General features: G+C 71.2%; 20 protein-coding genes and 1 pseudogene. 8 read left to right on the top strand and 13 right to left on the bottom strand.

What is annotated here, in order from left to right; all coding sequences use genetic code 11:
- Nucleotides 1–223 precede the first annotated feature (223 nt).
- Nucleotides 224–1,012, top strand: coding sequence for a class I SAM-dependent methyltransferase (locus ACZ3X1_RS28370; protein WP_467281437.1), 789 nt, complete (start codon nt 224–226; stop codon nt 1,010–1,012).
- A 175-nt stretch (nt 1,013–1,187) separates the two neighbouring features.
- On the opposite strand, the gene ACZ3X1_RS28365 is transcribed toward ACZ3X1_RS28370, so the two are convergent.
- Both ACZ3X1_RS28365 and ACZ3X1_RS28360 read right to left on the bottom strand, forming a co-directional pair.
- Nucleotides 1,188–1,904 carry a hypothetical protein gene (locus tag ACZ3X1_RS28365; protein ID WP_467281436.1) on the bottom strand — a complete coding sequence of 239 codons (717 nt, stop codon included), beginning with the start codon at nt 1,902–1,904 and terminating at the stop codon, nt 1,188–1,190.
- A 38-nt stretch (nt 1,905–1,942) separates the two neighbouring features.
- Nucleotides 1,943–2,812, bottom strand: coding sequence for a hypothetical protein (locus ACZ3X1_RS28360; protein ID WP_390078283.1), 870 nt, complete (start codon nt 2,810–2,812; stop codon nt 1,943–1,945).
- Between the two features lie 100 nt (nt 2,813–2,912).
- On the opposite strand from ACZ3X1_RS28360, the gene ACZ3X1_RS28355 reads away from it, so the two are divergent.
- The 3 genes from ACZ3X1_RS28355 to ACZ3X1_RS28345 all read left to right on the top strand — a co-directional run bounded on the left by ACZ3X1_RS28355 (nt 2,913) and on the right by ACZ3X1_RS28345 (nt 6,557).
- Nucleotides 2,913–4,202, top strand: coding sequence for a PP2C family protein-serine/threonine phosphatase (locus ACZ3X1_RS28355; RefSeq protein ID WP_467281435.1), 1,290 nt, complete (start codon nt 2,913–2,915; stop codon nt 4,200–4,202).
- Nucleotides 4,203–4,219: 17 nt separating this feature from the next.
- Nucleotides 4,220–5,671 (top strand): argininosuccinate synthase, encoded by a 1,452-nt coding sequence (gene argG, locus ACZ3X1_RS28350; protein WP_362633414.1) that lies wholly within the window; start codon nt 4,220–4,222, stop codon nt 5,669–5,671.
- A 328-nt stretch (nt 5,672–5,999) separates the two neighbouring features.
- Nucleotides 6,000–6,557 carry a DUF3291 domain-containing protein gene (locus ACZ3X1_RS28345; protein ID WP_467281434.1) on the top strand — a complete coding sequence of 186 codons (558 nt, stop codon included), beginning with the start codon at nt 6,000–6,002 and terminating at the stop codon, nt 6,555–6,557.
- A gap of 67 nt (nt 6,558–6,624) precedes the next feature.
- Here ACZ3X1_RS28345 and ACZ3X1_RS28340 read toward each other — a convergent pair whose 3' ends face one another.
- The 7 genes from ACZ3X1_RS28340 to ACZ3X1_RS28310 all read right to left on the bottom strand — a co-directional run bounded on the left by ACZ3X1_RS28340 (nt 6,625) and on the right by ACZ3X1_RS28310 (nt 13,100).
- The gene (locus tag ACZ3X1_RS28340) at nt 6,625–7,218 is read right to left on the bottom strand and encodes a hypothetical protein (RefSeq protein WP_467281433.1); all 594 of its coding nucleotides are present in this window, start codon (nt 7,216–7,218) and stop codon (nt 6,625–6,627) included.
- Nucleotides 7,219–7,547: 329 nt separating this feature from the next.
- Nucleotides 7,548–7,937 carry a hypothetical protein gene (locus tag ACZ3X1_RS28335; protein ID WP_390078273.1) on the bottom strand — a complete coding sequence of 130 codons (390 nt, stop codon included), beginning with the start codon at nt 7,935–7,937 and terminating at the stop codon, nt 7,548–7,550.
- Between the two features lie 4 nt (nt 7,938–7,941).
- Nucleotides 7,942–9,366, bottom strand: coding sequence for a hypothetical protein (locus ACZ3X1_RS28330; protein ID WP_390078271.1), 1,425 nt, complete (start codon nt 9,364–9,366; stop codon nt 7,942–7,944).
- A gap of 397 nt (nt 9,367–9,763) precedes the next feature.
- On the bottom strand, nt 9,764–10,525 hold the full coding sequence (locus tag ACZ3X1_RS28325) for an MBL fold metallo-hydrolase (protein ID WP_362633425.1): 762 nt from the start codon (nt 10,523–10,525) through the stop codon (nt 9,764–9,766).
- Between the two features lie 309 nt (nt 10,526–10,834).
- Nucleotides 10,835–11,812 (bottom strand): GlxA family transcriptional regulator, encoded by a 978-nt coding sequence (locus ACZ3X1_RS28320; RefSeq protein WP_467281432.1) that lies wholly within the window; start codon nt 11,810–11,812, stop codon nt 10,835–10,837.
- Between the two features lie 113 nt (nt 11,813–11,925).
- A complete protein-coding gene (locus ACZ3X1_RS28315; RefSeq protein WP_467281431.1) occupies nt 11,926–12,465 on the bottom strand; it encodes a hypothetical protein in 540 nt (179 codons plus the stop codon).
- A gap of 209 nt (nt 12,466–12,674) precedes the next feature.
- Entirely contained in the window at nt 12,675–13,100 is a 426-nt protein-coding gene (locus ACZ3X1_RS28310) for a pyridoxamine 5'-phosphate oxidase family protein (RefSeq protein WP_362633433.1), read from the bottom strand.
- 412 nt (nt 13,101–13,512) lie between these two features.
- Here ACZ3X1_RS28310 and ACZ3X1_RS28305 point away from each other — a divergent pair.
- Nucleotides 13,513–14,588 (top strand): annotated as a pseudogene (locus ACZ3X1_RS28305) (PEP/pyruvate-binding domain-containing protein); the annotation flags it as partial.
- Nucleotides 14,561–14,782 (top strand): PEP-utilizing enzyme, encoded by a 222-nt coding sequence (locus ACZ3X1_RS28300; protein ID WP_467281444.1) that lies wholly within the window; start codon nt 14,561–14,563, stop codon nt 14,780–14,782. The pseudogene ACZ3X1_RS28305 and the gene ACZ3X1_RS28300, both read left to right, overlap by 28 nt.
- Before the next feature lie 760 nt (nt 14,783–15,542).
- Here the strand turns inward: ACZ3X1_RS28300 and ACZ3X1_RS28295 are convergent.
- On the bottom strand, nt 15,543–16,151 hold the full coding sequence (locus tag ACZ3X1_RS28295) for a GPP34 family phosphoprotein (RefSeq protein WP_467281430.1): 609 nt from the start codon (nt 16,149–16,151) through the stop codon (nt 15,543–15,545).
- Between the two features lie 486 nt (nt 16,152–16,637).
- Between ACZ3X1_RS28295 and ACZ3X1_RS28290 the strand changes: the two genes are divergently transcribed.
- Nucleotides 16,638–17,981, top strand: a complete 1,344-nt coding sequence (locus ACZ3X1_RS28290; RefSeq protein ID WP_467281429.1) for a TraB/GumN family protein — start codon at nt 16,638–16,640, stop codon at nt 17,979–17,981.
- A gap of 531 nt (nt 17,982–18,512) precedes the next feature.
- Here ACZ3X1_RS28290 and ACZ3X1_RS28285 read toward each other — a convergent pair.
- Nucleotides 18,513–18,728: a DUF4190 domain-containing protein gene (locus ACZ3X1_RS28285; RefSeq protein WP_362633445.1), complete on the bottom strand. Its 216-nt coding sequence runs from the start codon at nt 18,726–18,728 to the stop codon at nt 18,513–18,515.
- Nucleotides 18,729–18,802: 74 nt separating this feature from the next.
- Nucleotides 18,803–18,994 (bottom strand): hypothetical protein, encoded by a 192-nt coding sequence (locus ACZ3X1_RS28280; protein ID WP_390078252.1) that lies wholly within the window; start codon nt 18,992–18,994, stop codon nt 18,803–18,805.
- Nucleotides 18,995–19,093: 99 nt separating this feature from the next.
- On the opposite strand from ACZ3X1_RS28280, the gene ACZ3X1_RS28275 reads away from it, so the two are divergent.
- Nucleotides 19,094–19,717 carry a TetR family transcriptional regulator gene (locus ACZ3X1_RS28275; protein WP_467281428.1) on the top strand — a complete coding sequence of 208 codons (624 nt, stop codon included), beginning with the start codon at nt 19,094–19,096 and terminating at the stop codon, nt 19,715–19,717.
- A 132-nt stretch (nt 19,718–19,849) separates the two neighbouring features.
- On the opposite strand, the gene ACZ3X1_RS28270 is transcribed toward ACZ3X1_RS28275, so the two are convergent.
- Nucleotides 19,850–20,893, bottom strand: a complete 1,044-nt coding sequence (locus ACZ3X1_RS28270; protein ID WP_467281443.1) for an aldo/keto reductase — start codon at nt 20,891–20,893, stop codon at nt 19,850–19,852.
- Nucleotides 20,894–20,979: the final 86 nt, after the last annotated feature.

Raw genomic sequence — 20,979 nt, 5'->3', positions numbered from 1 at the left:
CCGCGATCCAGTACGTCGGTCGTCCCCTCTCCCGCAACTCTCCCGCAACGACTCGCCGCGAGCCGGCCGTTGCGCGCCCGGAGCGGCTTCGTCCGCTCATCACACCCAAGTGGTTTGCACATGTCCGTGACCGACGCACGGTGGGTGCCGAAGATCCTTCCGGGTGGCGTCGGACCCCGTCTGCCGCACCGGGATTTCGCCTCGCGACGAAGACGGAGTGCTCATGGCCACCAGGAAGAACCTCGCCGCCAACCGGGATTCCCTCCTCCACAAGGTCCGCTACGCGGCGAGCCGCCCGAACCGCATCGCCCCGTACCTCAAGCGCGCCGCGCGCGACCGGTGGCTGGCCTTCAAGCACCCCGACCACGTGAGCTACTACCGGGCGGTGATGGCCTCGGACACGCGCCGCAACCCGGAGGCAGCCGTCGGCAGCCGGACCCACGAACGCTGGCTCGCCCTCGGGAAGATGCAGTTCGACTACCTGCTCGACCACGGCCTGAAGCCCGACGCCCGGATGCTGGACATCGGGTGCGGCAACCTGCGCGCCGGCTGGCGCTTCATCGACTACCTCGACGCGGGCCACTACTACGGCATCGACATCTCGCCCGACATCCTCATCGCCGCCAAGCGGACGCTGACCGAGCGGGGACTCCAGGCCAAGGTTCCGCACCTGACGCTCACCAGGAACCTGACGCTGGACTTCCTGCCCGACGCCTACTTCGACGTGGTCCACGCCCACAGCGTGTTCTCGCACTCGCCGATCGAGGTGATCGACGAATGTCTCGCCCACGTCGGCCGCGTCCTGGCGCCGGGAGGCCACTTCGACTTCACCTTCGACCGCACCACCGGCACCGAACACCATGTCCTGCGCGAGGACTTCTACTACCGGACGCAGACCCTCGTCGACCTCGCCGCCCGGTACGGCCTGGCCGCCCGCTTCATGGAGGACTGGGAGGAACTCGGCCACGGCCAGTCCAAGATCCGCGTCAGCGCCGTAGGGGCCGACGCCTGACACCCGGCCGGCCACTCCGCCGACCGGCCGGTCAGGCGAGGCCGGCCAGCCGGTCAGGCGAGGCCGACCGTACCGGAGGCCCTGCGGCGCCACCGGCGCACGGCCGGGCCGGTGGTCGCACCGGCGTATGCCGTCCGAGGGGACCTGCCGGGCTGCCGGTCGGGGCTCGCGGGATTCAGGAGACGGCGTACCACTGGCTGGCCCAGCCCGTGTTGATGGTGGCCGTGGACTGCTCGCCGAGGTTGACGGTGGCGGGCAGCGAGGACTGGCCGGTCAGGATGCTGCTGTAGCGCAGGTTCGGCGGGGTCAGCCCGGCGTTGACGGAGATGCCGGCGCCCGTGGACTTCAGGGTGAGGGCGTTGGTGGCCCAGTTGCCGTTGAGGAGCAGGGCGATGAAGTACGTACCGGGGGCGGCCGTGAAGGGCTTGGCGAGGGGCAGCGGCTTGGCGATGGCGTCGGTCATCAGCTGGGGCGAGATGTCGGCGGTCGACGCGACGAGCGTGCCCTTGGCGTCGTACACGCCGAGGTAGCAGTTGGCCAGCTGGGCGTTCGGGTCCAGCCCGGCAAGCCCCAGCCAGATGTTCGACCAGGTGATCTGCTCGCGCAGGACGATCCGCACCAGCGTGATCCGGCCGGCGACCCCGGCGGTGGACTGGGCGGTGACGTGGCCGGCGTCGTTGGGGTCGCCGGTCCATGCCAGCAGGTTCTGGTCCTGCGGGCGCGGGCCCTCGAACCCGGAGCCGCCACCCGGCGCGGCCGGCGCGGGCGCCGACGCCGTGGGTCCCGCCGCCGGCCGGCCCTTGTCCGGGGCGTTACTGCAGCCCGCCAGGGCGAGCACCACCGCGAGCGCGGTGACGAGTCCTGTCGTGGCGGTGGTGGTGCGGGTGCGCATGGTCCCCCCATGAGGTGCTGTTGTGCCGATGGACATGATCACACGGTCGCCGGCCCGGGCCGGAGGGCGAGGGTCCAGGTGTGCAGGACGTGCTTGCCGGGCCGGTCGCGGTCTTCTTCCGCGAGGGTCACGGTGAGCCTGTCGCCGCTGCGGCGCAGCCCGCCGCGGTACCGCCGGGCCCGGTCCGGGTCCACGGGAAGCAGCTCGGCGAGGACGGCGTCCCCCAGCCGGCGGTCGACGGCACGCAGCACCCCGGCGTCGAGGACCAGGATGGTGCCGTCCGCCAGCACCACGGGCTCGGGGCACAGCGGGTCGGTGAGCGACGGCCCGCGCTCGACGGCGCCCCCGGGCAGCAAACGCACCACCCGGCTGCGGGTGGGCAGGCTGCGGTCGGTCTCGACGACGCGGATGCCGGTACCGGTGACGTAATGACCGTAGCTGCGCCAGGAGTCCACCAGGGCGCCGTCACGGTCGTACTCCCAGGTGTCGAAGACGTCGTAGCCCTCCAGGCCGAGGAAGAACCGGCCGCCGCTCAGCACCGCACCGCTCGCACCGCGCAGCTCGGCGATCGGCGCGCCGTCCGCCAGGTCCAGCAGCAGCGCCGGACCGAGGTGCCCCCACGGGGTGTAGTCGAAGGAGTCCGTGGTGACCAGGACCCGGCCCCCGGAGACGTGGGCGGCGTTCGGGACCCCGGCACAGGCGGCGGTCCACAGCACGCGGCCGGAGGAGTCGACGCAGCGGACCTCCCCGGGCCCGCCCAGTACGCTCAGCCCGTCCCGCTGGGCCAGGGGCTGCCCGGCGGCGCGCGACGCGCCGTACGCCGGCCGCCCGGCCCCGCGCCGGTACTCCACCACGGAGGCGCGCCACCCCCCGCCCGCCCCGCCGCCGATCTGCCCGCTCCTCGCCATGGCCCCAGATGCTAGGCCGTGTCGTCAAAGTCCCGCCTGGCCGGCGGGGCCGTTCCGCGCTGCCGCGCCTATCGTGGGAGAAACCTCACGACCGGGACGTATGCACACGGACAGGTGGATCGTGAACGGATCCGGGATCGACTACCGGGCGGTGTTCCACGCGCTGCCGGGCGCGGCCGCGCTGCTGACCCCTGGTCTCGTCTTCCTGGACGTCAACGCGGCGTACCTGGCCGTGGCCGGGCGCGCTCGTGAGCAGCTCATCGGCCGCTACATCTTCGACGCCTTCCCCGACAACCCCAACGACCCGGACGCCTCGGGCATGCGCAACACGCGCGCCTCACTGGAGCGGGTCGTGGCCACCGGCGAGCGTGACGCGATGGCCCTGCAGCGCTACGACGTGCAGGACCCCGAACGCCCCGGGGCGTGGCAGGAGCGGTACTGGAGCCCGGTCAACGTCCCCGTCCTCGCCCCCGACGGCAGCGTGGCGCTGCTGCTGCACCGGGTGGAGGAGGTCACCGAGCTGATCCGGGCCCGGGGCGCCCGCAGCGGCGAGGACGCCACCCGGGTGCTGGAGTCCGAGCTCTACGGCCGGGCGCGGGAGCTCCAGGAGCTCAACGAGCGGCTGCGCCAGGCCCACGCCCGAGAACGGGAGGTGGCACTCCACCTCCAGGAGTCGATGCTCCCCGCCCCCAGCCCGCTGGCCCACCACCAGGCGGCCGTGCGCTACCGCCCCGCCGCCGCGTCCCTGAACGTGTGCGGGGACTGGTACGACCTCGTCGACGCCCCCAGCTGCACCGCCGTCGCCGTCGGGGACGTCGTCGGCCACGGACTGGCCGCGGCCGGCGTCATGGGACAGCTGCGCAGCGCCCTGTCGGCCGCCTCGCTCGTCTCCGACGGCCCCGCGCAGGCCCTGGAGGTCCTCGGCCTCTACGCCCGCTCCGTCGCCGGCGCCGAGTCCACCACCGCCGTCTCGGTCTTCATCGACTGGCACAGCCGCACCCTCACGTACAGCAGCGCGGGCCACCTCCCGCCCGCGCTCTGCGACCCCGACGGCACCGTCGTCTTCCTCGACCGGGCCACCGATCCGCCGCTCGGGGCGCGCCCCGAGCACGCGCCGCGGCCCCAGGTTCGTACGGCCTTCACCGACGGCTCCGTCCTCGTGCTCTACACCGACGGACTCGTCGAGCGCCGTCGCGAGGACATCGACACCGGCCTGGGCCGCCTCGCCGACGCCCTCGCCCGGCACCGTGCCGCCGATCCCTCCGCGCTCGCCGACGCCCTCCTGGCCGAGCTGGTGCCGCCCGTCGGCGTCACCGACGACACGGTCCTGGTCGTCCTGCGCCTGGAAGGCCAGGCCGACATGCCTACCGGATTGCATGAACATGCGTGAGCCTGCATACTCTTCCTATGTCTAAGGTCCTCACCTCCCTTCCTACCGGCGAGCGCGTCGGCATCGCCTTCTCCGGCGGACTCGACACCTCCGTCGCCGTCGCCTGGATGCGCGACAAGGGTGCCGTCCCGTGCACCTACACCGCCGACATCGGCCAGTACGACGAGCCCGACATCGCGTCGGTGCCCGCCCGTGCCTCGGCGTACGGCGCCGAGATCGCCCGCTTGGTGGACTGCCGCGCCGCGCTGGTCGAGGAGGGGCTGGCCGCGCTCACCTGCGGTGCCTTCCACATCCGCTCCGGCGGCCGGGCCTACTTCAACACGACGCCGCTCGGCCGCGCAGTCACCGGCACCCTGCTGGTCCGGGCCATGCTCGAGGACGACGTCCAGATCTGGGGCGACGGCTCGACCTTCAAGGGCAACGACATCGAGCGGTTCTACCGCTACGGCCTGCTGGCCAATCCGCACCTGCGCATCTACAAGCCCTGGCTCGACGCGGACTTCGTCACCGAACTCGGCGGCCGCAAGGAGATGTCGGAGTGGCTGCTCGCCCACGGCCTCCCCTACCGCGACAGCACCGAGAAGGCCTACTCCACCGACGCCAACATCTGGGGCGCCACCCACGAGGCCAAGACCCTGGAGCACCTCGACACCGGTGTCGAGACCGTCGAGCCGATCATGGGCGTGCGGTTCTGGGACCCCTCGGTGGAGATCGCCGCCGAGGACGTGACCATCGGCTTCGACCAGGGCCGCCCGGTGACGATCAACGGCAAGGAGTTCGCCTCCGCCGTCGACCTGGTGATGGAGGCGAACGCCATCGGCGGCCGCCACGGCCTGGGCATGTCCGACCAGATCGAGAACCGGATCATCGAGGCCAAGAGCCGCGGCATCTACGAGGCCCCCGGCATGGCGCTGCTGCACGCGGCGTACGAGCGCCTCGTCAACGCGATCCACAACGAGGACACCCTCGCGCAGTACCACAACGAGGGCCGCCGGCTCGGCCGCCTCATGTACGAGGGCCGGTGGCTGGACCCGCAGGCGCTGATGATCCGCGAGTCGCTCCAGCGCTGGGTCGGCGCGGCGGTGACCGGCGAGGTCACGCTGCGGCTGCGGCGCGGCGAGGACTACTCGATCATGGACACCACGGGCCCGGCGTTCAGCTACCACCCGGACAAGCTGTCCATGGAGCGCACCGAGGACTCGGCCTTCGGCCCGGTGGACCGGATCGGCCAGCTCACCATGCGCAACCTCGACATCGCCGACTCGCGCGCCAAGCTGGAGCAGTACGCCGCGCTCGGCATCGTCGGCAACACGCACGCGACGCTGATCGGTGCCGCCCAGGCCGCCTCGACGGGCCTGATCGGTGCGATGCCGGAAGGCGGCGCCGAGGTCATCGCCTCCCGCGGCCGGGCCGAGGGTGACGACGAGCAGATGCTCGACCGCGCCGCGATGGAGTTCGGCACCGACTGACCTGCAGCGGCCCTGGCGGCGGGCGGCGCATCCCGAACAGGGGACGCGCCGCCCGCCGTTGTGCGTCCGGGTTGTGCGTCCAGCCGCAAGGGCATGCCGGCGGAGCGGTTGCCGTGCCCGCAGGCGGCGCGCGGTCCTGTGGCCGTGTGCCAGAGGCCACTTGGACAGGGAAAGCGCAACTTCGACATGAGCCGCAGAGGCGGCTACCTTCACCTGGTCTTCGGCGATCGCCCACGGTCGCAGAGGAATTCCTTCGGGCTGAGCCACCCGCGACGGGATGAGCCGCCGAAAGGGTCCGCACCGGACACCCCCGACCAGGGAGAGACGCATGCCCCATCTTGCGCTGTACACATTCGGCGTCCTGAAGTCACCTCTCAGCGATCCCGCACCTCTCACGCGCGAGTTCTACGACATCGGTGAGGCCGTCTACCGGAATATCAGCCGGCACCCCGGATACCTCGCGCGTGCCGAAGCGGCAGACGGTGACCGGGGCGTGCTCTTCGATGCGGAATGGGGTGCATGGGGGGAGTTCGCCGTACCGCGCTGGTACCGCAAGGGCCGTACGGTGGAAACCACCGCCCTGGCCACGACGCTCTCGCTCTGGACCGGCCTGCGGCCCGCCTTCGACGCCGTCCACACCGGTCTGCACCGCGGGGCGCTGAACAGGCGTCACGAGTGGTTCGAAAGGACAACCCACCCGAAGTACGTGTGCTGGTGGGTCTCCGACGGCGTGATACCCACCTGGCAGGAGGGGGTTTCCGGGCTGGAACACCTCCATGACCAGGGCCCCGCGCCGCACGCCTTCACCTTCCACCACTCGTTCGACCCGGAGGGAACTCCGGCGAAGACGAAGGGCATCGGGCCGAACAAGAGGAACGGATGGTGAAACGATACTTCCCCCGGGGTGCCGAGAGGAATTCCCGGCATTCAAATCGATTGCACAGATCGCACATTCAACAATTGACTTGGGCAACCAAATCCGAACGAGTCGGGCACCTGTGTCGATCACCCATGTAAAGCCGGGTGTAGCGCATACTTCTCGGCGGCTGCAGCACCGAGTCGTCCGTCCGCGGGTCGTCCAGCCGCGCCCGTAGGGCACGGTGCACCGCGGCGGCCCCGGCGGCGGCCGGATCACCGACCGGGAGTTCGGTCAGCGCCCACACCACCGCCGAGGCGGGGGCCGCGTGCACGGGGTGCTGCACGAAGACCGGGCGGCCGGGGCTGCCGTCGGCCTCGGCGTGGTGCAGGGCGAGCCCGCCGTGGACGACGCCGACCAGCACACCGGCGGGGCCCGGCACGTACCGGCCGGCGGCCTCCGGGCCACCGGTCAGGGCGAGCGCCCAGCCGGCCCCGAGCCCCAGATCGGCCTCCAGGGCCGCGGCGAGGTCCTCGTCGACGTACTCCGTGCTGCCCAGGAGCTCCGCCCACGCCTGCGCCATCCGCCCGGCGGCCGCGGTCACCCCGCCCGGCTCCCACAGCTCGGCGGGGTCCTCGGGTACACCCGCGGCGAGCACCGCCCGGCAGCCGGCCTCCCGAGACGATGGCACAGCCCGTCGTACTCCCCGGACATCGCCTCGTTCGCCTTGTACGGGGCCGCCCGCAGCGCCTTGAGGTGTTCGTCGTATCCCTCGCGGTGCGGCAGCCCGCCGAGCACCAGCGCGGCGACCGCTGGAGTGGCCGGCGGCCCGGGCGCCCGCTGCGGTAGCGGGCGCGCCGGCCGTCGATCCCCTCACCTCAAGGCCAGGACGCGACGCAGTCCAGGAACACCTCCAGCGCGGCCGGGACGAGGGCGGCAGCGACAGGCCGGCCTGGGGTTCTCAGGCCGACCCCGCGGTCTGTGACCGCAGAACTACCGCGGGATCTCTGAATCGGGACGTCAGAACAGGGCTGCGAGAAGAGTCGTCACGCCACGTTGGATCGCCTCCACGTCGGCGGCGACGGACGCCGTCGCGTGCACGCCGGGTGCGATGAAGCCGAGCCACCGCTGGATGCTGTTCCAACGAGGTTGGTCACGGTCGAGCTCCGCCTCGACCCGCTCCGCAGCCTCAACAAGCTCCGCTCCGTCCTCGTACTGCTCCTCGTTCATGCGGAGCTCGCCGACCAGCAGGCTTGCCGCTCTGCGCAGCTCCGCAACTGCGGCCGCATACTCGGGTGGAACCTGAGAGCCGGTCGCCGTGGACTGGCCTACGGCGACCGTGCTCTGCTCGATCCGCACGTCCCGCCCCGCCTGAATGCCGCTGACGTGGCTTACGCCGTGATCCGACATGCCATTACCCCGATTTCACGGGCTGGGGGATTCCGCCCCGTCCGGCGCCACTGCCGGACCCGACCTTGACACTGGAACGGGTGACAGAGATGTCGCGCCCTGCGAACAGGCCGGAGTTGTAGATGGTGGTCTGCCTCTGGATCAGTTCGCTGGAATCTATGTTGTGACCCTCCAGGAACTGCACCAGAGCGTCCAGCACACGATGCTCGACGGTCTTGGCGTACAGCTCTCGGTCGAGCATCTGGAAGTAGCGGTAGTAGAGCTGGCTGCTCGCTGCCTCCCTGACACTGAACTCGGCACCGTAATTGAAGGAGCGTAGGCGGATCCGACGCGCCTGGCGCCGTTGTTCACTCCGCCGGGAGGACACTGCGGAAAGATCGCCGAGCAAGGCAAGCGGAGCAATGAGCAGCTGGATCGGGGCGCGTAGAGCAGCCAGGCCCATGAGTGAGAACCACTGACGAAGGGTCGGGGAGTTCAGCCGCGAGTCAACGGCCCTGTACTTCTCGTTCACGGGCGTGAGGAGGCAGCTGTTGCCCTCGATGAACGCTATCTCGTTGTGGGGCTGCAGTGCGCATCTCAAGAACAACGTGCTGACCAGCTCGCCGCCCCAGCCGGTGACACGGATCGCCAGATAGGGCCGTGCACGGGCCGTGCCGACTTCGCGCAGCTCACGCAAGAGAGTCTCCGAGACGTGAGCCGCGGGTGGCCCGGCCGGGTTTCGCAGCACCTCGGAACGTGTTCGATTGTCGATTCCGAACAGCAAGTCCGCGCCATTTATCAGAAGCACTTCGGCAATTTCCATTCCGGGTAGCCGTAGAGCGGCGACGCGGGCCGATACGTGTTCGTTGAGGTCGTGGATGGTGAACGGGATGATCTGTTTGCCTGTCTCGGGTCGTGCGGTGTTCAAAGCGAACGACCAACTGCTGTAGGTGCCGCCGTGTCCGACGAAGGGGTCGAAGCCCGAGGAAATCACCACGTTGCCGCGGTCTCGCAGTTCAATCTCTTCGATCCGTGCGGCGTCCTTTCTGTTCCGAGGTCGCGGAGCGTTTCTGGGGTTGAAATTTTCCCGCTTCAGCTGTCGAGATATCACCCTGTAGTGCGTGGAGAACATTTCGACAGCGACAATCATCCAAGCGATGAAACAGCCCAGGAGCAGGGTCACTCCGTAGGCGGACGGCAGAACGACATACGTGGATGACTGGTACACCAGCACGCCTACCACGATGAGCAGGACAGCCAGGAGGAGCGAGAGCGCGATGTCCCGGCGCCGCTGCCGACGGCGCGCGGCCAAGGCGTGCCTCAGAACACAGGCGAGGTCCAGGCCGGGCGAGGAGGCTGCAGCGCGGCGAGGTTGGTGTAGGACCAGCGAAACGGCTTCGCGGGCGAGCGCGCTGTCGGTGTGCATCGCCGCGCACAGGTACCGGGTCACGTCACAGGCGAACCAGGACGAGGCTTCCGCCGTATGTGACGGAGGAGTAGATGGGCCGCTGCCGTTGGGCCCCTGGGCGTGCGGGTCGATGGACGGGTTCATGATTGCTGCCCCAGCGGTGTGAAACGACTGGATGCTCGGCGGCGACGACCTGCCGTGGTGCGATGGCCGTGGACCGCGGGGTCGGCCTGGACTCCTGGGGTGGTCCAAAATTTGACGACGGAGCCAGACAGGCTCTCTACATCTCCCAGAGGTAGTTCATTTTACCCCGTTCCGCAGAGACCGGCATTCTTTCTGACCATGAGGGGAGCCGCTGCGGGATTCTGAAAGCATGTTGAATTTTCCATGACGCGTATCAATCTCCCCGTGTCTTCGACCGATGGCGGCCGGCGGCTGGTCAGAGCGCGTTGGCGTCGTCCGTCCGGGTGCGGAGTCGGCCGGCTGCTTCCAGCCGGGTCAGGCGCCGGTGTTCCCGGGCGGCCCAGCGTCGGACGCGGTCGGGTTCGAGGGGGGTGCCGTGTCCTACGTGGAGTCTGGTGGGGTTCAGAGCGAGCATCCGGCGCAGGCTGGCGAGGTTGAGCAGCGGGTCGTCGTGGAAGGGAGGGTTGGCGGGCCGTCCGGGTACGAGGCCGAAGAAGGAGTTGGCGATCAGATCGCCTGCGACGAGGTCTCCTTCACCGGTGAGGACGGAGACCGATCCGGCGGTGTGCCCGGGGGTGGGCATGATGCGTGCCGCGACGCCGAAGTCCTCCAGGTCCGTCTCGCCGGTGACGAGCACGCCGGGTTCGAAGGGTTCGACTCGTAGGTGCAGGTTCCTGTTCCTGGCCATGAGGCGGCCCATCCGCCCGGTGGGCAGGTAGGGTTCGCGGGCCCGGCCCGTGCGGAACGGGCCGAGGTCGGCGACGTGTCCTGCCACCGGTGCCCCGGTCAGGCGGTGCAGTTCGGCGGCGGAGCCGAAGTGGTCGATGTGGCCGTGCGTGACGACGATCAACGAGACGTCGGCGGGGTCCACACCGTGCGCGGCGACCTGGTCGGCGATCCTGCGGCCGCTGCCCGGTGTGCCCGCGTCGACGATGACGGGCCGGCGGCCCAGCAGCAGGTACGCGTTGATGTTGTGCCGGCCCATGACCGGGATCGGGACGACTTCGGTTCGGGACACTGTTCTCTCCTCGGGCTGTGCCACGCATGACTGTCTTCCGTCGCACGGTCGTTCGCGGACGGTCGGGGGAGGGGCGAAGGCCCCTGGGTCGTCTCTTTCGGATCTGGTCGGCCGGGGCCGCGTTGTCCGGTGCCGTGCTGCGCAAGGCGGAGGAGCTCGCCGCGTACTGGACGTCGCACGACGACAGCTACGGCACCTGGCCGCGTTGTCGGAACGCCCGGAGGCGCCCAGTAGCAGGCCGCTCCTCCGCCTTGCGCTGCATCGCATCTGACGCCGCGCGCTGGTCCACCGGGGATGGCGGGACAACCCTCAGCGGAAGCGGCGCCGGTATTCGGCGGGGGTGGTGCCGAGACGACGCCGGAAGGAACGGTGCAGGCTCTCCACGGAGCCGAGGCCGCTGAGGGCGGCGACCTCGGGCAGGCCGTGGCCGCTGTCCTGGAGCAGGCGGCGGGCGGCCTCCAGCCGGACGGATTCGACGTAGGCGGCCGGGGTGGTGGCGGTGCGTCGGGAGAACAGCCGGGAGAAGTGGCGCACGCTCAGGTGCAGCCGCGCGGCCAGGGCCTCGGCGGACAGGTCCTCGGTGAGGTGTTCGCCGATCCACATGCGCAGCTCGTCGATGGGGTCGCCCGGGTCGGCCGGCACGGTGAGCGGGACGCTGAACTGGCTCTGCCCGCCGGCGCGTTTGACGTACATGACCATCGTGCGGGCGGTGGCCAGGGCGAGTCCGGGGCCGTGGTCCTCGGTGACCATGGCCAGTGCCATGTCCATGCCCGAGGCGATGCCCGCGCAGGTCCACAGGCGGCCTTCCCGGATGAAGATCGGGTCCGGATCGACGGTGACCTGCGGATGGTCGGAGGCCAGCCGCGCGGCCGTCCGCCAGTGGGTGGTGGCGGACAGGCCGTCCAGCAGGCCCGCCGCGGCCAGGAGGTGCGCGCCCGCGCAGACGGAGGCCACCCGGTGGGTACCGGGTGCCGCCCGGTGCAGCCAGTCGATGATCCCGCCGTCGAGCACCGGCTCCACCTGGTGGCCGTCCACGCGGACCGCCCCGGACACCAGGAGGGTGTCCACGTCGCCGTGCACCTCCTCCAGCGTCATGTCGGCCATCAGCCGGATCCCGCCGGCGGTGGCCACCGGTTCCCCTCCGGCGGTCGCGATGCGGACGGTGTAGCCGGACCGGCCGGTGCCCGCGACCCGGGTGGCGACCGAGAACACCTCGGCCGGGCCGGTGACGTTGAGGAGCTCGGCGCCGGGGAAGGCGGCGATGACGACCCTGTGCGGTGACTGCATGTGCCGATCATTTCGTCCCACCACCAGGTCCGCAATGACCATGTTCTGTCACATCCGGACACGCGCGCCCGGCCGGGCCCCGTGACCGCCCCCGGCCCGGACGGGCGACGTGGTCACACTTCGCCGCCCGTGACGTCCAACGCTTCTCTCGCCAGTCCTATGAACGTGACGTACGCGTCCCGGAAGTCCACGTACGCGGCGTCGTACGCGCGCCTGTGCTCGGGTCCGACGGCGCCGATGAGCGCCTGGAGCCGCGGCTCCACACGTCGCGCCGTCTGCCGCACCTGTTCCGCCGCGTCGGAGACCTCGACGGGGCCGTCGAGCCGGACCTCGTGGGTCGCCTTGTTGATGTTCCCGATGGTCGGACCGATGCGCTCGTACATCTGCGTCAGGACCGCGTCGCCACTCTCACGGTCAGGGGCCGCATCGGCGTCGTTGATGAGCCATGCCACCTCGTTGAACGAGTGCGCGCAGGCCATCAACTCCCGATAGGCGGACCGGCGCCGGTCGCGCTGCTCGCGGAGGGCCTGCGCCAGAGCGGTGGTCCGGGCCTGTGCCAGTGCCGCCCGCGAGGTCGCCCGCGCGGTGATGTAGCTGGCTCCGAGTGCTGTCAGTGCGGTGAGGATGCCGACCCACAGTCCGCTGTTCGTCATGATCGGTGAGTCTTCCAGCCCTCGGTGGCGCCGCGAAAGGATGCGAACCGACCACGCCCGGTGAGGCGGGTGCGGTGGCGATGCCCACCAGCCCCGCCCTGCTTCCCGGCGCCCCCGTACGCGGACACAGCCGCAGCGACCACCACTTCATGCCGTAGGTGCCCGTACCGGCTCCGCCGGCACGGGCGAGATCGGGGTGCGCTACCGGGTCACACCTGGCCCAGGTCAGAACTCACCCACCGCGACGGACGCATGTGGATCACGACCTGCTCACCGTGGTTCTTCCACGCATCGTCGACATAGCCGTCCACCTTGTCGGCCGGCAGGTACCGGGCGGAGATCGACTCCAGCTGCTCGCGCAGGGCCGGCACGACGGAGACGACCGGGCCCTCGACCGACACGTACCGGACCGTCGGCTCCACACGGTCGACCATCAGGCTGAACCGGCCTGCGGCCGCGATCAGTTCGGCCTTGCGGGAATCGCGCCCGGTCATGATCCAGAGGTCGCCGCCGGGGGAGTAGTCGTACCAGATCGGTACCGTCAACGGGGCACGGTCATCGCCCGCGCTCACGGAGAGGGCGGCGATGTGGGGTTCCGCGAGGAACTGCTCACGCTCGGTCCGGGACAGTGCCACGACATCCTCCTACCAGCAGGGCGGAAACGGCGTACTCACCGAAAACACCGCCGCGACGCCGGACCATTCCCGGAGGCCGAACACCAGGCCCCCTGGGTCCGGTCCTCTCCATGACCAGCAGCTACGGCGTCCGGTACCGCTCCATGGCTTGCTGCCAACGCCTGTTGACCTCCTGCGGCCGTTGGTGGCCGCACTCCACCGATGGTCTGGACCGACGGGTCGGCCTCGTCCGCGCGGCCTCGGCCGGGTTCCACCAGATCGGCCGGGGTTCGCGGGGGCCGGAAACGACAAAGGCAGGGAGAGCGCTCTCCTTGCCACTCTCAACTCATAGCGCGACCGCGGGCTTGCCGCAAGGCCCCTGCCAGGGCGCAGAATCGTCGACCCGAGCCATGACCGCCTTGGAGGCACCGCAGTGAACGAGCAGTACGTGTGGGACCTTCACCAGGTGGACGAGACCCAGGTCGCGCTCGTCGGCGGCAAGGGCGCACACCTCGGCGCGCTGTCGCGCATCGAAGGGGTCCGCGTGCCGGGTGGTTTCTGCGTGACGACGGAGGCCTTCCGGCGGATCATCGAGCAGGCGCCCCCGGTCGGCGATCTGCTCGATCGGTTGTCGCGCGTGACAGCGGACGACCGGGAAGCGATCCGCACGCTCAGCGCGCAGATCCGCCGGACCATCGAAGGAACCGCCGTCCCGGACGACCTCGCGGCGGCGATCACCCGTGCACTCGCCCGGTCCGGCGCACGGGCCGCCTACGCCGTGCGCTCCAGCGCGACGGCGGAGGACCTGCCGACGGCCTCCTTCGCCGGCCAGCAGGACACGTACCTCAACGTCGTGGGCACGGCGGCGGTCCTCCGGGACATCAGCCGGTGCTGGGCCTCGCTGTTCACCGAGCGCGCCGTGGCCTACCGCCAACGCAGCGGCATCGACCACCGCACGGTCCACATGGGCGTGGTCGTGCAGCGGATGGCCTTCCCGCACGCGGCCGGCATCCTCTTCACGGCCGACCCCCTCACGGGTAACCGGAAGGTAGCCACCGTGGACGCCGGATTCGGCATCGGCGAGGCACTCGTCTCCGGCCTGGTGAACCCGGACGTCTTCACCGTGCACGACGGCAAGGTCGTCGCCCGGGCGATCGCCGCCGAACAGCGCGCCCTGACCGCCCTGCCGGGCGGCGGCACGCACGCAGTGGTGATCGACGCACAGCGCCAGGAGGAGCCGGCGCTGACGGATGCGCAGGCCGTACGGCTGGTCGAGCTCGGGCGGCGGATCGAGGCGCACTTCGGCCGCCCCCAGGACATCGAATGGTGCCTGTGGACGACGACTTCCGGATCGTGCAGAGCCGGCCGATCACGACGCTGTTCCCCGTCCCGGAGCGCGGCGACCGGGACAACCACGTCTACGTCTCCGTCGGCCACGGGCAGATGATGACCGACCCCCTGAAGCCGCTGGGGCGGGCGACATCCTGGTCACGGCCTTCACCGACCCCAGCTGGTCGCCGCTGTTCGTCGGGATCGCGGGCCTGGTGACCGATGTGGGGGGCCTGATGACCCATGGCGCGGTCATCGCCCGGGAATACGGCCTGCCGGCCGTCGTGGGCGTGGAGCGGGCCACCCGGCTCATCCGGGACGGTCAGCGGATCCGCGTGCACGGCACCGACGGGTACGTCGAGATCCTGCCCTGACCGACCGACCCCCATCGACCCCATCGACCACAACGGCCCCATCGGGCACCTCGCCACATCGGCCGCGCCGCCACCCCGCGTCCGCGCGTAAGGGGCGAGCGCGCGGGCAGCCCGCCCTAAGGTCCGGTCCGCCGAGTAATGGTCCGGCCGTCGGCGGGCAACCGTACCCCTGGGACCGGGAGCAGGGGAGGCGCAGGTGGCCGGGAACGAACTGACACCGCAAGAGACGGCGGTTTGGGACCAGCTGCGCGCCGAGCTGGAGGGCGGCCGGGCACGGGCCGACCGGCGCATGTGGTGGGCGGCCTGCCGTCAGTTCCTCATGGCGGTCCTGTTGCCGGCCGCGCTCATCATGCTCGTGGCAGGCAGCTTTGCCGGGTCTGAGCCTCTGGCCTGGAGCGGGGTGATCGCCTGGGTGGGTGCCGTCCTGATCGTCTCCCACCACCATGGACACGGCCCTCGACTCCCCATGCGCCGGCAGCCCGGCGCAGCTGGATACCCTCACCCGTGCCGGCAGGAGCCGGCGGCTCGCCCAGGCCCCGCCAGCGCCGGAGACGACCCGCGGCCGGCGTGACGCGGTGTCCAGGGGACCAGCTGTCCAAGGGCTGTCCCGTAATCCCCGGCGGGCGCACGACGACAGCCACGGCACCTCGCCGCGTTGTCGGAACGCCCGGACACGCCCAGTATCAGCACGCTCCTCCGCCTTGCGATGCACCGCGTCTGACGCCGCGCGCTGATCCACCGGGGATTACGGGGGCAGCCCTTAGGGGACCCGCCACACATTGGCGAAGGCCGCGTTCTCGATGGAACGCCGCTGGCGCACGGCCTCCAGTTCCATCACCGCGTCGTTGACCGCGGCCAGCACGGTCGTCACCGCTTCGCCACTCGTGCCGGCATCGTCCGGGGAGCCTTCACCGCGGCGGATGCCGATGGCCGCGGCGAGGGCCCGGAGCACGGGTTCGTCCTCCTGCCAGCGGCTTCGTGCCGAACGCCGGGCGGGCGTGTCGACAAGCTCCATGCGCTCGGCCCCGAAGTTCAGGCGCCCGCGCCGCGCACGCGCCAGCAGACCCTCCTCCTCGAACGCGGCCTGGTAGGCCGCTGCCAGGTCACGGCCCCTGCGCCACAGCCAGTCCTCGACGCTCTCGTACGGCAGCTGCCGTACGAGAGCCGAGGCCGCTGCGACGAGCAGCCGGTCGTCCAGGTCCAACCAGGCGCCCGGCACGATGAGCTCCTCGTCCAGGCCGATGGCCCCGGCACTGAGGAGGTCAACCAGTTCGGCGCCCGCGAGGGACAGGGACAGGTCGCCCTGTCCCACGGAGCGCTCCGGCTGGGGCTCCAGAGCAATGGTGAACAGGTCTCTTGCCGTGGTCATGTACGGCTCCCTCGTCGTCGCCCGCACCCGCGTCCCGTCCCGTCGCGGGTCGGGGTGAGCGGCAAGTATCGCTCAGCCACGGCCCGCTCTCCCTCCCTCACCACGTCGGAGCCGTGGTGTTGGGTCCGGGGCGGGGCGGATCGCAGGTGGGCACCAACCACCGAAGGCCCGGCCCCAGGAGTCGGGCCGGGCCCCGGGAGCGGTCGCCTCCCGCCTGCCGGAGACGAAGTAGGGGGAGAGGGCCGCGAACAGATGCGGCTCGCCGGCTGCCCGGGGAGGACCGGCTCTGCAGGTGATGCCGAGGCCCCGCCCCGCAATCGGGTCGCGCAGACGCGGGGGACCTCAGCGCCGCCGTGAAAACCGGGCTCCCACTGCACACGAGGGCAAGGCGCCTGCACCCGCGCCTGCCCCTCGGGGCATACCGCCGAGCAGGTCGGAGCAGTGACACTCGGCGTTCCCAGTCCATGTCGCAAGAGGGGATGCCGCATGCGGGCGCAGCACACCGGTGACGAGCAGCGCAAGGGCCCGCGGCGCCCGGGAGCCGCACAGCCCGTGCGGCAGCCCCGGTCCGGCGGTGCGACGACCGCGGAGCCGATGCTGCAACTCCAGCGCCTCGCCGGGAACGCGGTGGTGTCCCGCATCATCGAGGAACAGCGCCACGCGCACACCGCGGACTGCGGCCACACACCCCCCGTCCAGGACACGGCACCGCCCTCGGGCCCCGCACCTGCCATCCAGCGCATGGAGCAGGAGGAACTGCACCAGCACCCCCCGGGCCCCGCGCTGCGGGTCCGCGGCCCCCGCAACTCCCGGGCCCGCGACCGCACTCCGCACGCGCTGACGCCGGACGAATGGCAGAGCCTGCCGCAGCCCAGCCGGGACGCCGCCAACAAGCAGCGCGTGGCCGTCGACGCGGACCCGCAGACTCTTCAGGAAACCGACCAACTGCTCCACTACAACCTGGGCAACATCCGCAGGCTCGCGCCGGGCGTTCCCCTGACGGCCGGACGCAACGAGGTGCTGGAGGGCATCGGTCGCGCCGACCCGCAGACCCGGGGCCACTGGAACCGCCAGGACGCGCGCGACGCACGGCTCGGCCGCGACGCCCGAGCCACCCGCGACGCGTACACGGAGACCGCCGAGGACCGGCAGCAGCGCCACCGGACCGTGGAGGACACCCTGGCCGGCGCCGACTCCCAGGACGCGATGGGCGACCTGCGCGCACTGCTGGAGCAGTTCGAAGGCGTGGCCATCGGCGGCACCCACTCCGGGGCACGCATCTGGCAGTTCCTGTGCACGCACATGGGGGAGATCCGGGCCGCCGGCGTGAGCACCCTCTACCTGGAGAGCATCCGCGACGACGGATACCAGTCACACGTCGACGCGTACCTCGCCAGCGGGACCGTGAGCGACGACCTGCAGACGTTCGTCACCCGCTACGACAGCAACATGAACCTGGGCACGACCGGACTGGGAGCCGTGCTGGAGGCCGCCCGGGAGCACAACATCCGCGTCAAGGGCCTCGACGGCCGCCCGGCCCGCCGCCCCACGATGTCGGCAACCGCCCTCTACCAGCGCGTCGCCGCCATGAACACCTACGCCACCCAGGCCGTCGCCAACGACCGGCGCCGCCCGTCGGCGAGCGGCGGCTACCTCATGGAACTGGGCAGCGCCCACACCGGCATGTACCAGGGCCCGCCGGAGAACGCCTCCGTGCACGGGGCACAGTTCCAGGCGGGCGAGGGCTTCCCCGGCGTGGACGACCTCCTGGGCATCCCGGCGGTCGGCTACCAGGACGACGACCGCTTCCGCCGCCTCCCCAACTCCTGACGCCGGCCGCGGGTGTGGAAAAGGCAGCCGTGCTCCTCTGCGATGCGCTCCGAACGGTGCCGGGCCTCCACGAGCTGTAGCGTCAACACGCCCCGCTCGCGGTCCGTGGCCGGCCGCAGCTGCGCCACGGTGGGACCACTGCCCCCATGAGGGCGCCCATGTCCCGCAGGGTGCCCACCGTCGCGTTTGCCTTCGCGGCCGCGGCCTCGGCCCGGTACCTGCCTTCCGTGGCTTCGGCGAGCCGCTCGTGGAGCTTGAGCAGTGAGCTTGCGGCTGTCCGCCCCGCTCACGGTCTTCACCGGGGCGCCGAGCGTTCTCTGCGGGATGACTGCCGAGCCGTTCATGTACTTTGCCCAGGTCACCCGGCTCGGCCGCCCCCCCCCGCGGCATCCCTGCTGAGGTGCGCGCAGTGCGCACCGCACGCCGCAACCCGAACCCCGTTGCGTGGTTCAGACGGTGGCGTGGTGGACGAAATGCCGCGGCGGGCGGGACGGGCCCCGCTGTGTGAAGCGGCCGGAGTCGCCCAGGCGGTCAGGTCAGGCTCCAGGACCACGTGCCGTCGGCGGTGACGAGGCAGACGAGGACCAGGACGTCGGTGATGCCCAGGGCGATGGCCAGGCGGGCGCGGCCGGGGCGGGTGGTGCGGCGGTACAGGGCGAGGGTGCCGAGGACCACGGCCACGGGGCCGAGCAGCAGGTTCATCACGAGCAGCCCCACCAGGCCGAGCACGAACGCGGTGACGGCCATCGCGTCGGCGTCGCGGGTACGGCTCCGGCTACGGGTACGCGTATCCGTGCCGGTACGGGGTCGGGTGCGCGGCGTCATCGCAGCCCCCCACGATCGTGGTGGGGCAGTGCGCTCCGGCGCCGGCCCGACAGTCGTTCGCGGGCGGCGAAGAGGGCGAGCCACAGGGCGATGGCGAGACCGATGGCCGCGCCGACGGGTACGGGGAGGTGGACCACGGCGCCGAGGACGACGCCGAGCACCAGCAGTGCGCCTACGAGGAAGAGCACGAGAGGTCCTTCCTTTCGGGTAACAGTTGTTCACTGACTACCCGGTTCAGTCGGGGTCATGCTGGCGGCGCACTAGTGTGACGCGGTTGACTGCGCGTCATGAGTCCGTCCACCGGGGTCCGCGAGACCCAGCGCCGCCGCACCCGCCGCGCCCTGCTCGACGCGGCCCTGTCGGTGTTGGAGGAGCGCAGCCTGGGCAGTCTCGGCCTCAGGGAGGTCACCCGGGCCGCGGGTGTCGCCCCCACCGCCTTCTACCGGCACTTCCGGGACATGGACGAGCTGGGGACGGCGCTGGTCGAGGAAGCACTGGCCAGTCTCCACACGACCGTGCGCGGCGTCCTCGCCACCACCGGCGACCCCGACCGGCGCGGCGAGGCCGCGGTGCGCCTCGTCGCCGAACTGGTCCGCACCCGGCCCGCGCACGTCCGTTTCCTGGTCCGCGAGCGCCACGGCGGCGTCGCGGCGGTACGAGAGGCGATATCGGAACAACTGGACGTGTTCGCCGAGGAGACAGGGGCCGCCCTCGCGACCGATCCCGTGAGCGCGGGCTGGGCCGGGCAGGATGTGACGATGCTGTCGCGGCTGCTGGTGGACCACATGTTCATGACGGCCTCCGCGTTCCTCGCCGCCTCCCTGCGCGGCGAGGACTGGACGGCCGCCACCCGCACGGCCCTCGGCCAGCTCCGCCTCATCCACCTCGGGCGCGTGCACTGGCCGGGGTGATCCGGACGGACCTCCACCACCCGTCCCGCAAGCCGGCACCGCGCGGCTTCCGGTTCGGCTCCATCGCCCGCCCGCCCGCCTCATCAGCCGCCCCGCCCCGCCCCGGCCTGGGGGCCGGGCACATGCCCCGCCTCAGCGGTCTCCGGCGGCTCGCCGGCGCAGGGCCGGATCGGTCAGCGCGACCGGCCGCCAGGCGCCGTCCGGCTGGTACAGGTTGGTGCCCGGCGGCACGATCTCGTCGATCCGGTCCAGCACCGCGTCGTCCGGCACCACGGCAACCCCCTTCAGCAGGGACTCCAACTGCTCCATGGTCCGCGGCCCGACGATCACGGAGGTGACCGCCGGGTGCACCAGCGGGAACGCAACCGCCAGCTCCGGCAGCGTGCAGCCGAACTCGACCGCCAGATCCATCAGTTCACCGGCCGCTTCGAGCTTCGCCGCGTTCCCCGGTAGCGCGGGATCGAAGCGCGCCGGCGTCAGCGCCGCACGGCCGCGGCTCAGGTCGACCTCCCGCCCGGACCGGTACTTCCCGCTCAGGAACCCCGACGCCAGCGGACTCCACGTCAGCACCCCCATCCCGTACCGCCGGGCCACCGGCAGCACGTCCTTCTCCACCCCGCGCGCCAGGAGCGAGTACGGCGGCTGCTCGGTCCGGAACCGGGCCAGGCCCCGCCGTTCGGACACGTGGTGCGCCTCGGCGATCTCCTCGGCCGGGAAGGTGGAACAGCCGAAGGCCCGTATCTTGCCCGCCCGCACCAGGTCGCCCAGCACACCCAGGGTCTCCTCGATGTCCGTCCGCGGGTCCGGCCGGTGAATCTGGTAGAGGTCGATCACATCGGTACCCAGCCGGGTCAGGCTGTCCTCGACCGCCCGGGTCAGCCAGCGCCGGGAGTTGCCGCCGCGGTTGCGCCCCTCACCCATCGGGAAGTGGCCCTTGGTCGCGAGCACCACGTCCTCGCGCCGCCTCCCGCGCAACGCCTTGCCCACGATGGTCTCGGACTCGCCGGCCGAGTACATGTCGGCGGTGTCCACGAAGTTGATACCGGCGTCCAGGGCCGCGTGGATGATCCGTACGCAGTCGTCGTGGTCGGGGTTCCCGACCGCCCCGAACATCATCGTGCCCAGACACTGCACACTCACTTCGAGCCCGGTACCGCCCAAGAACCTGTATCGCATCGTCATGGCGGCCGACCTTACGAGTTGGAGCGCACTCCAGCGCAACCCCCGCCCGGCACCGACCCGACCGGGAAAACCGGCACGAC

It is taken from the genome of Streptomyces sp. NPDC023541, from assembly GCF_055559995.1.
This window is presented reverse-complemented; position numbering and strand designations above follow the sequence as displayed.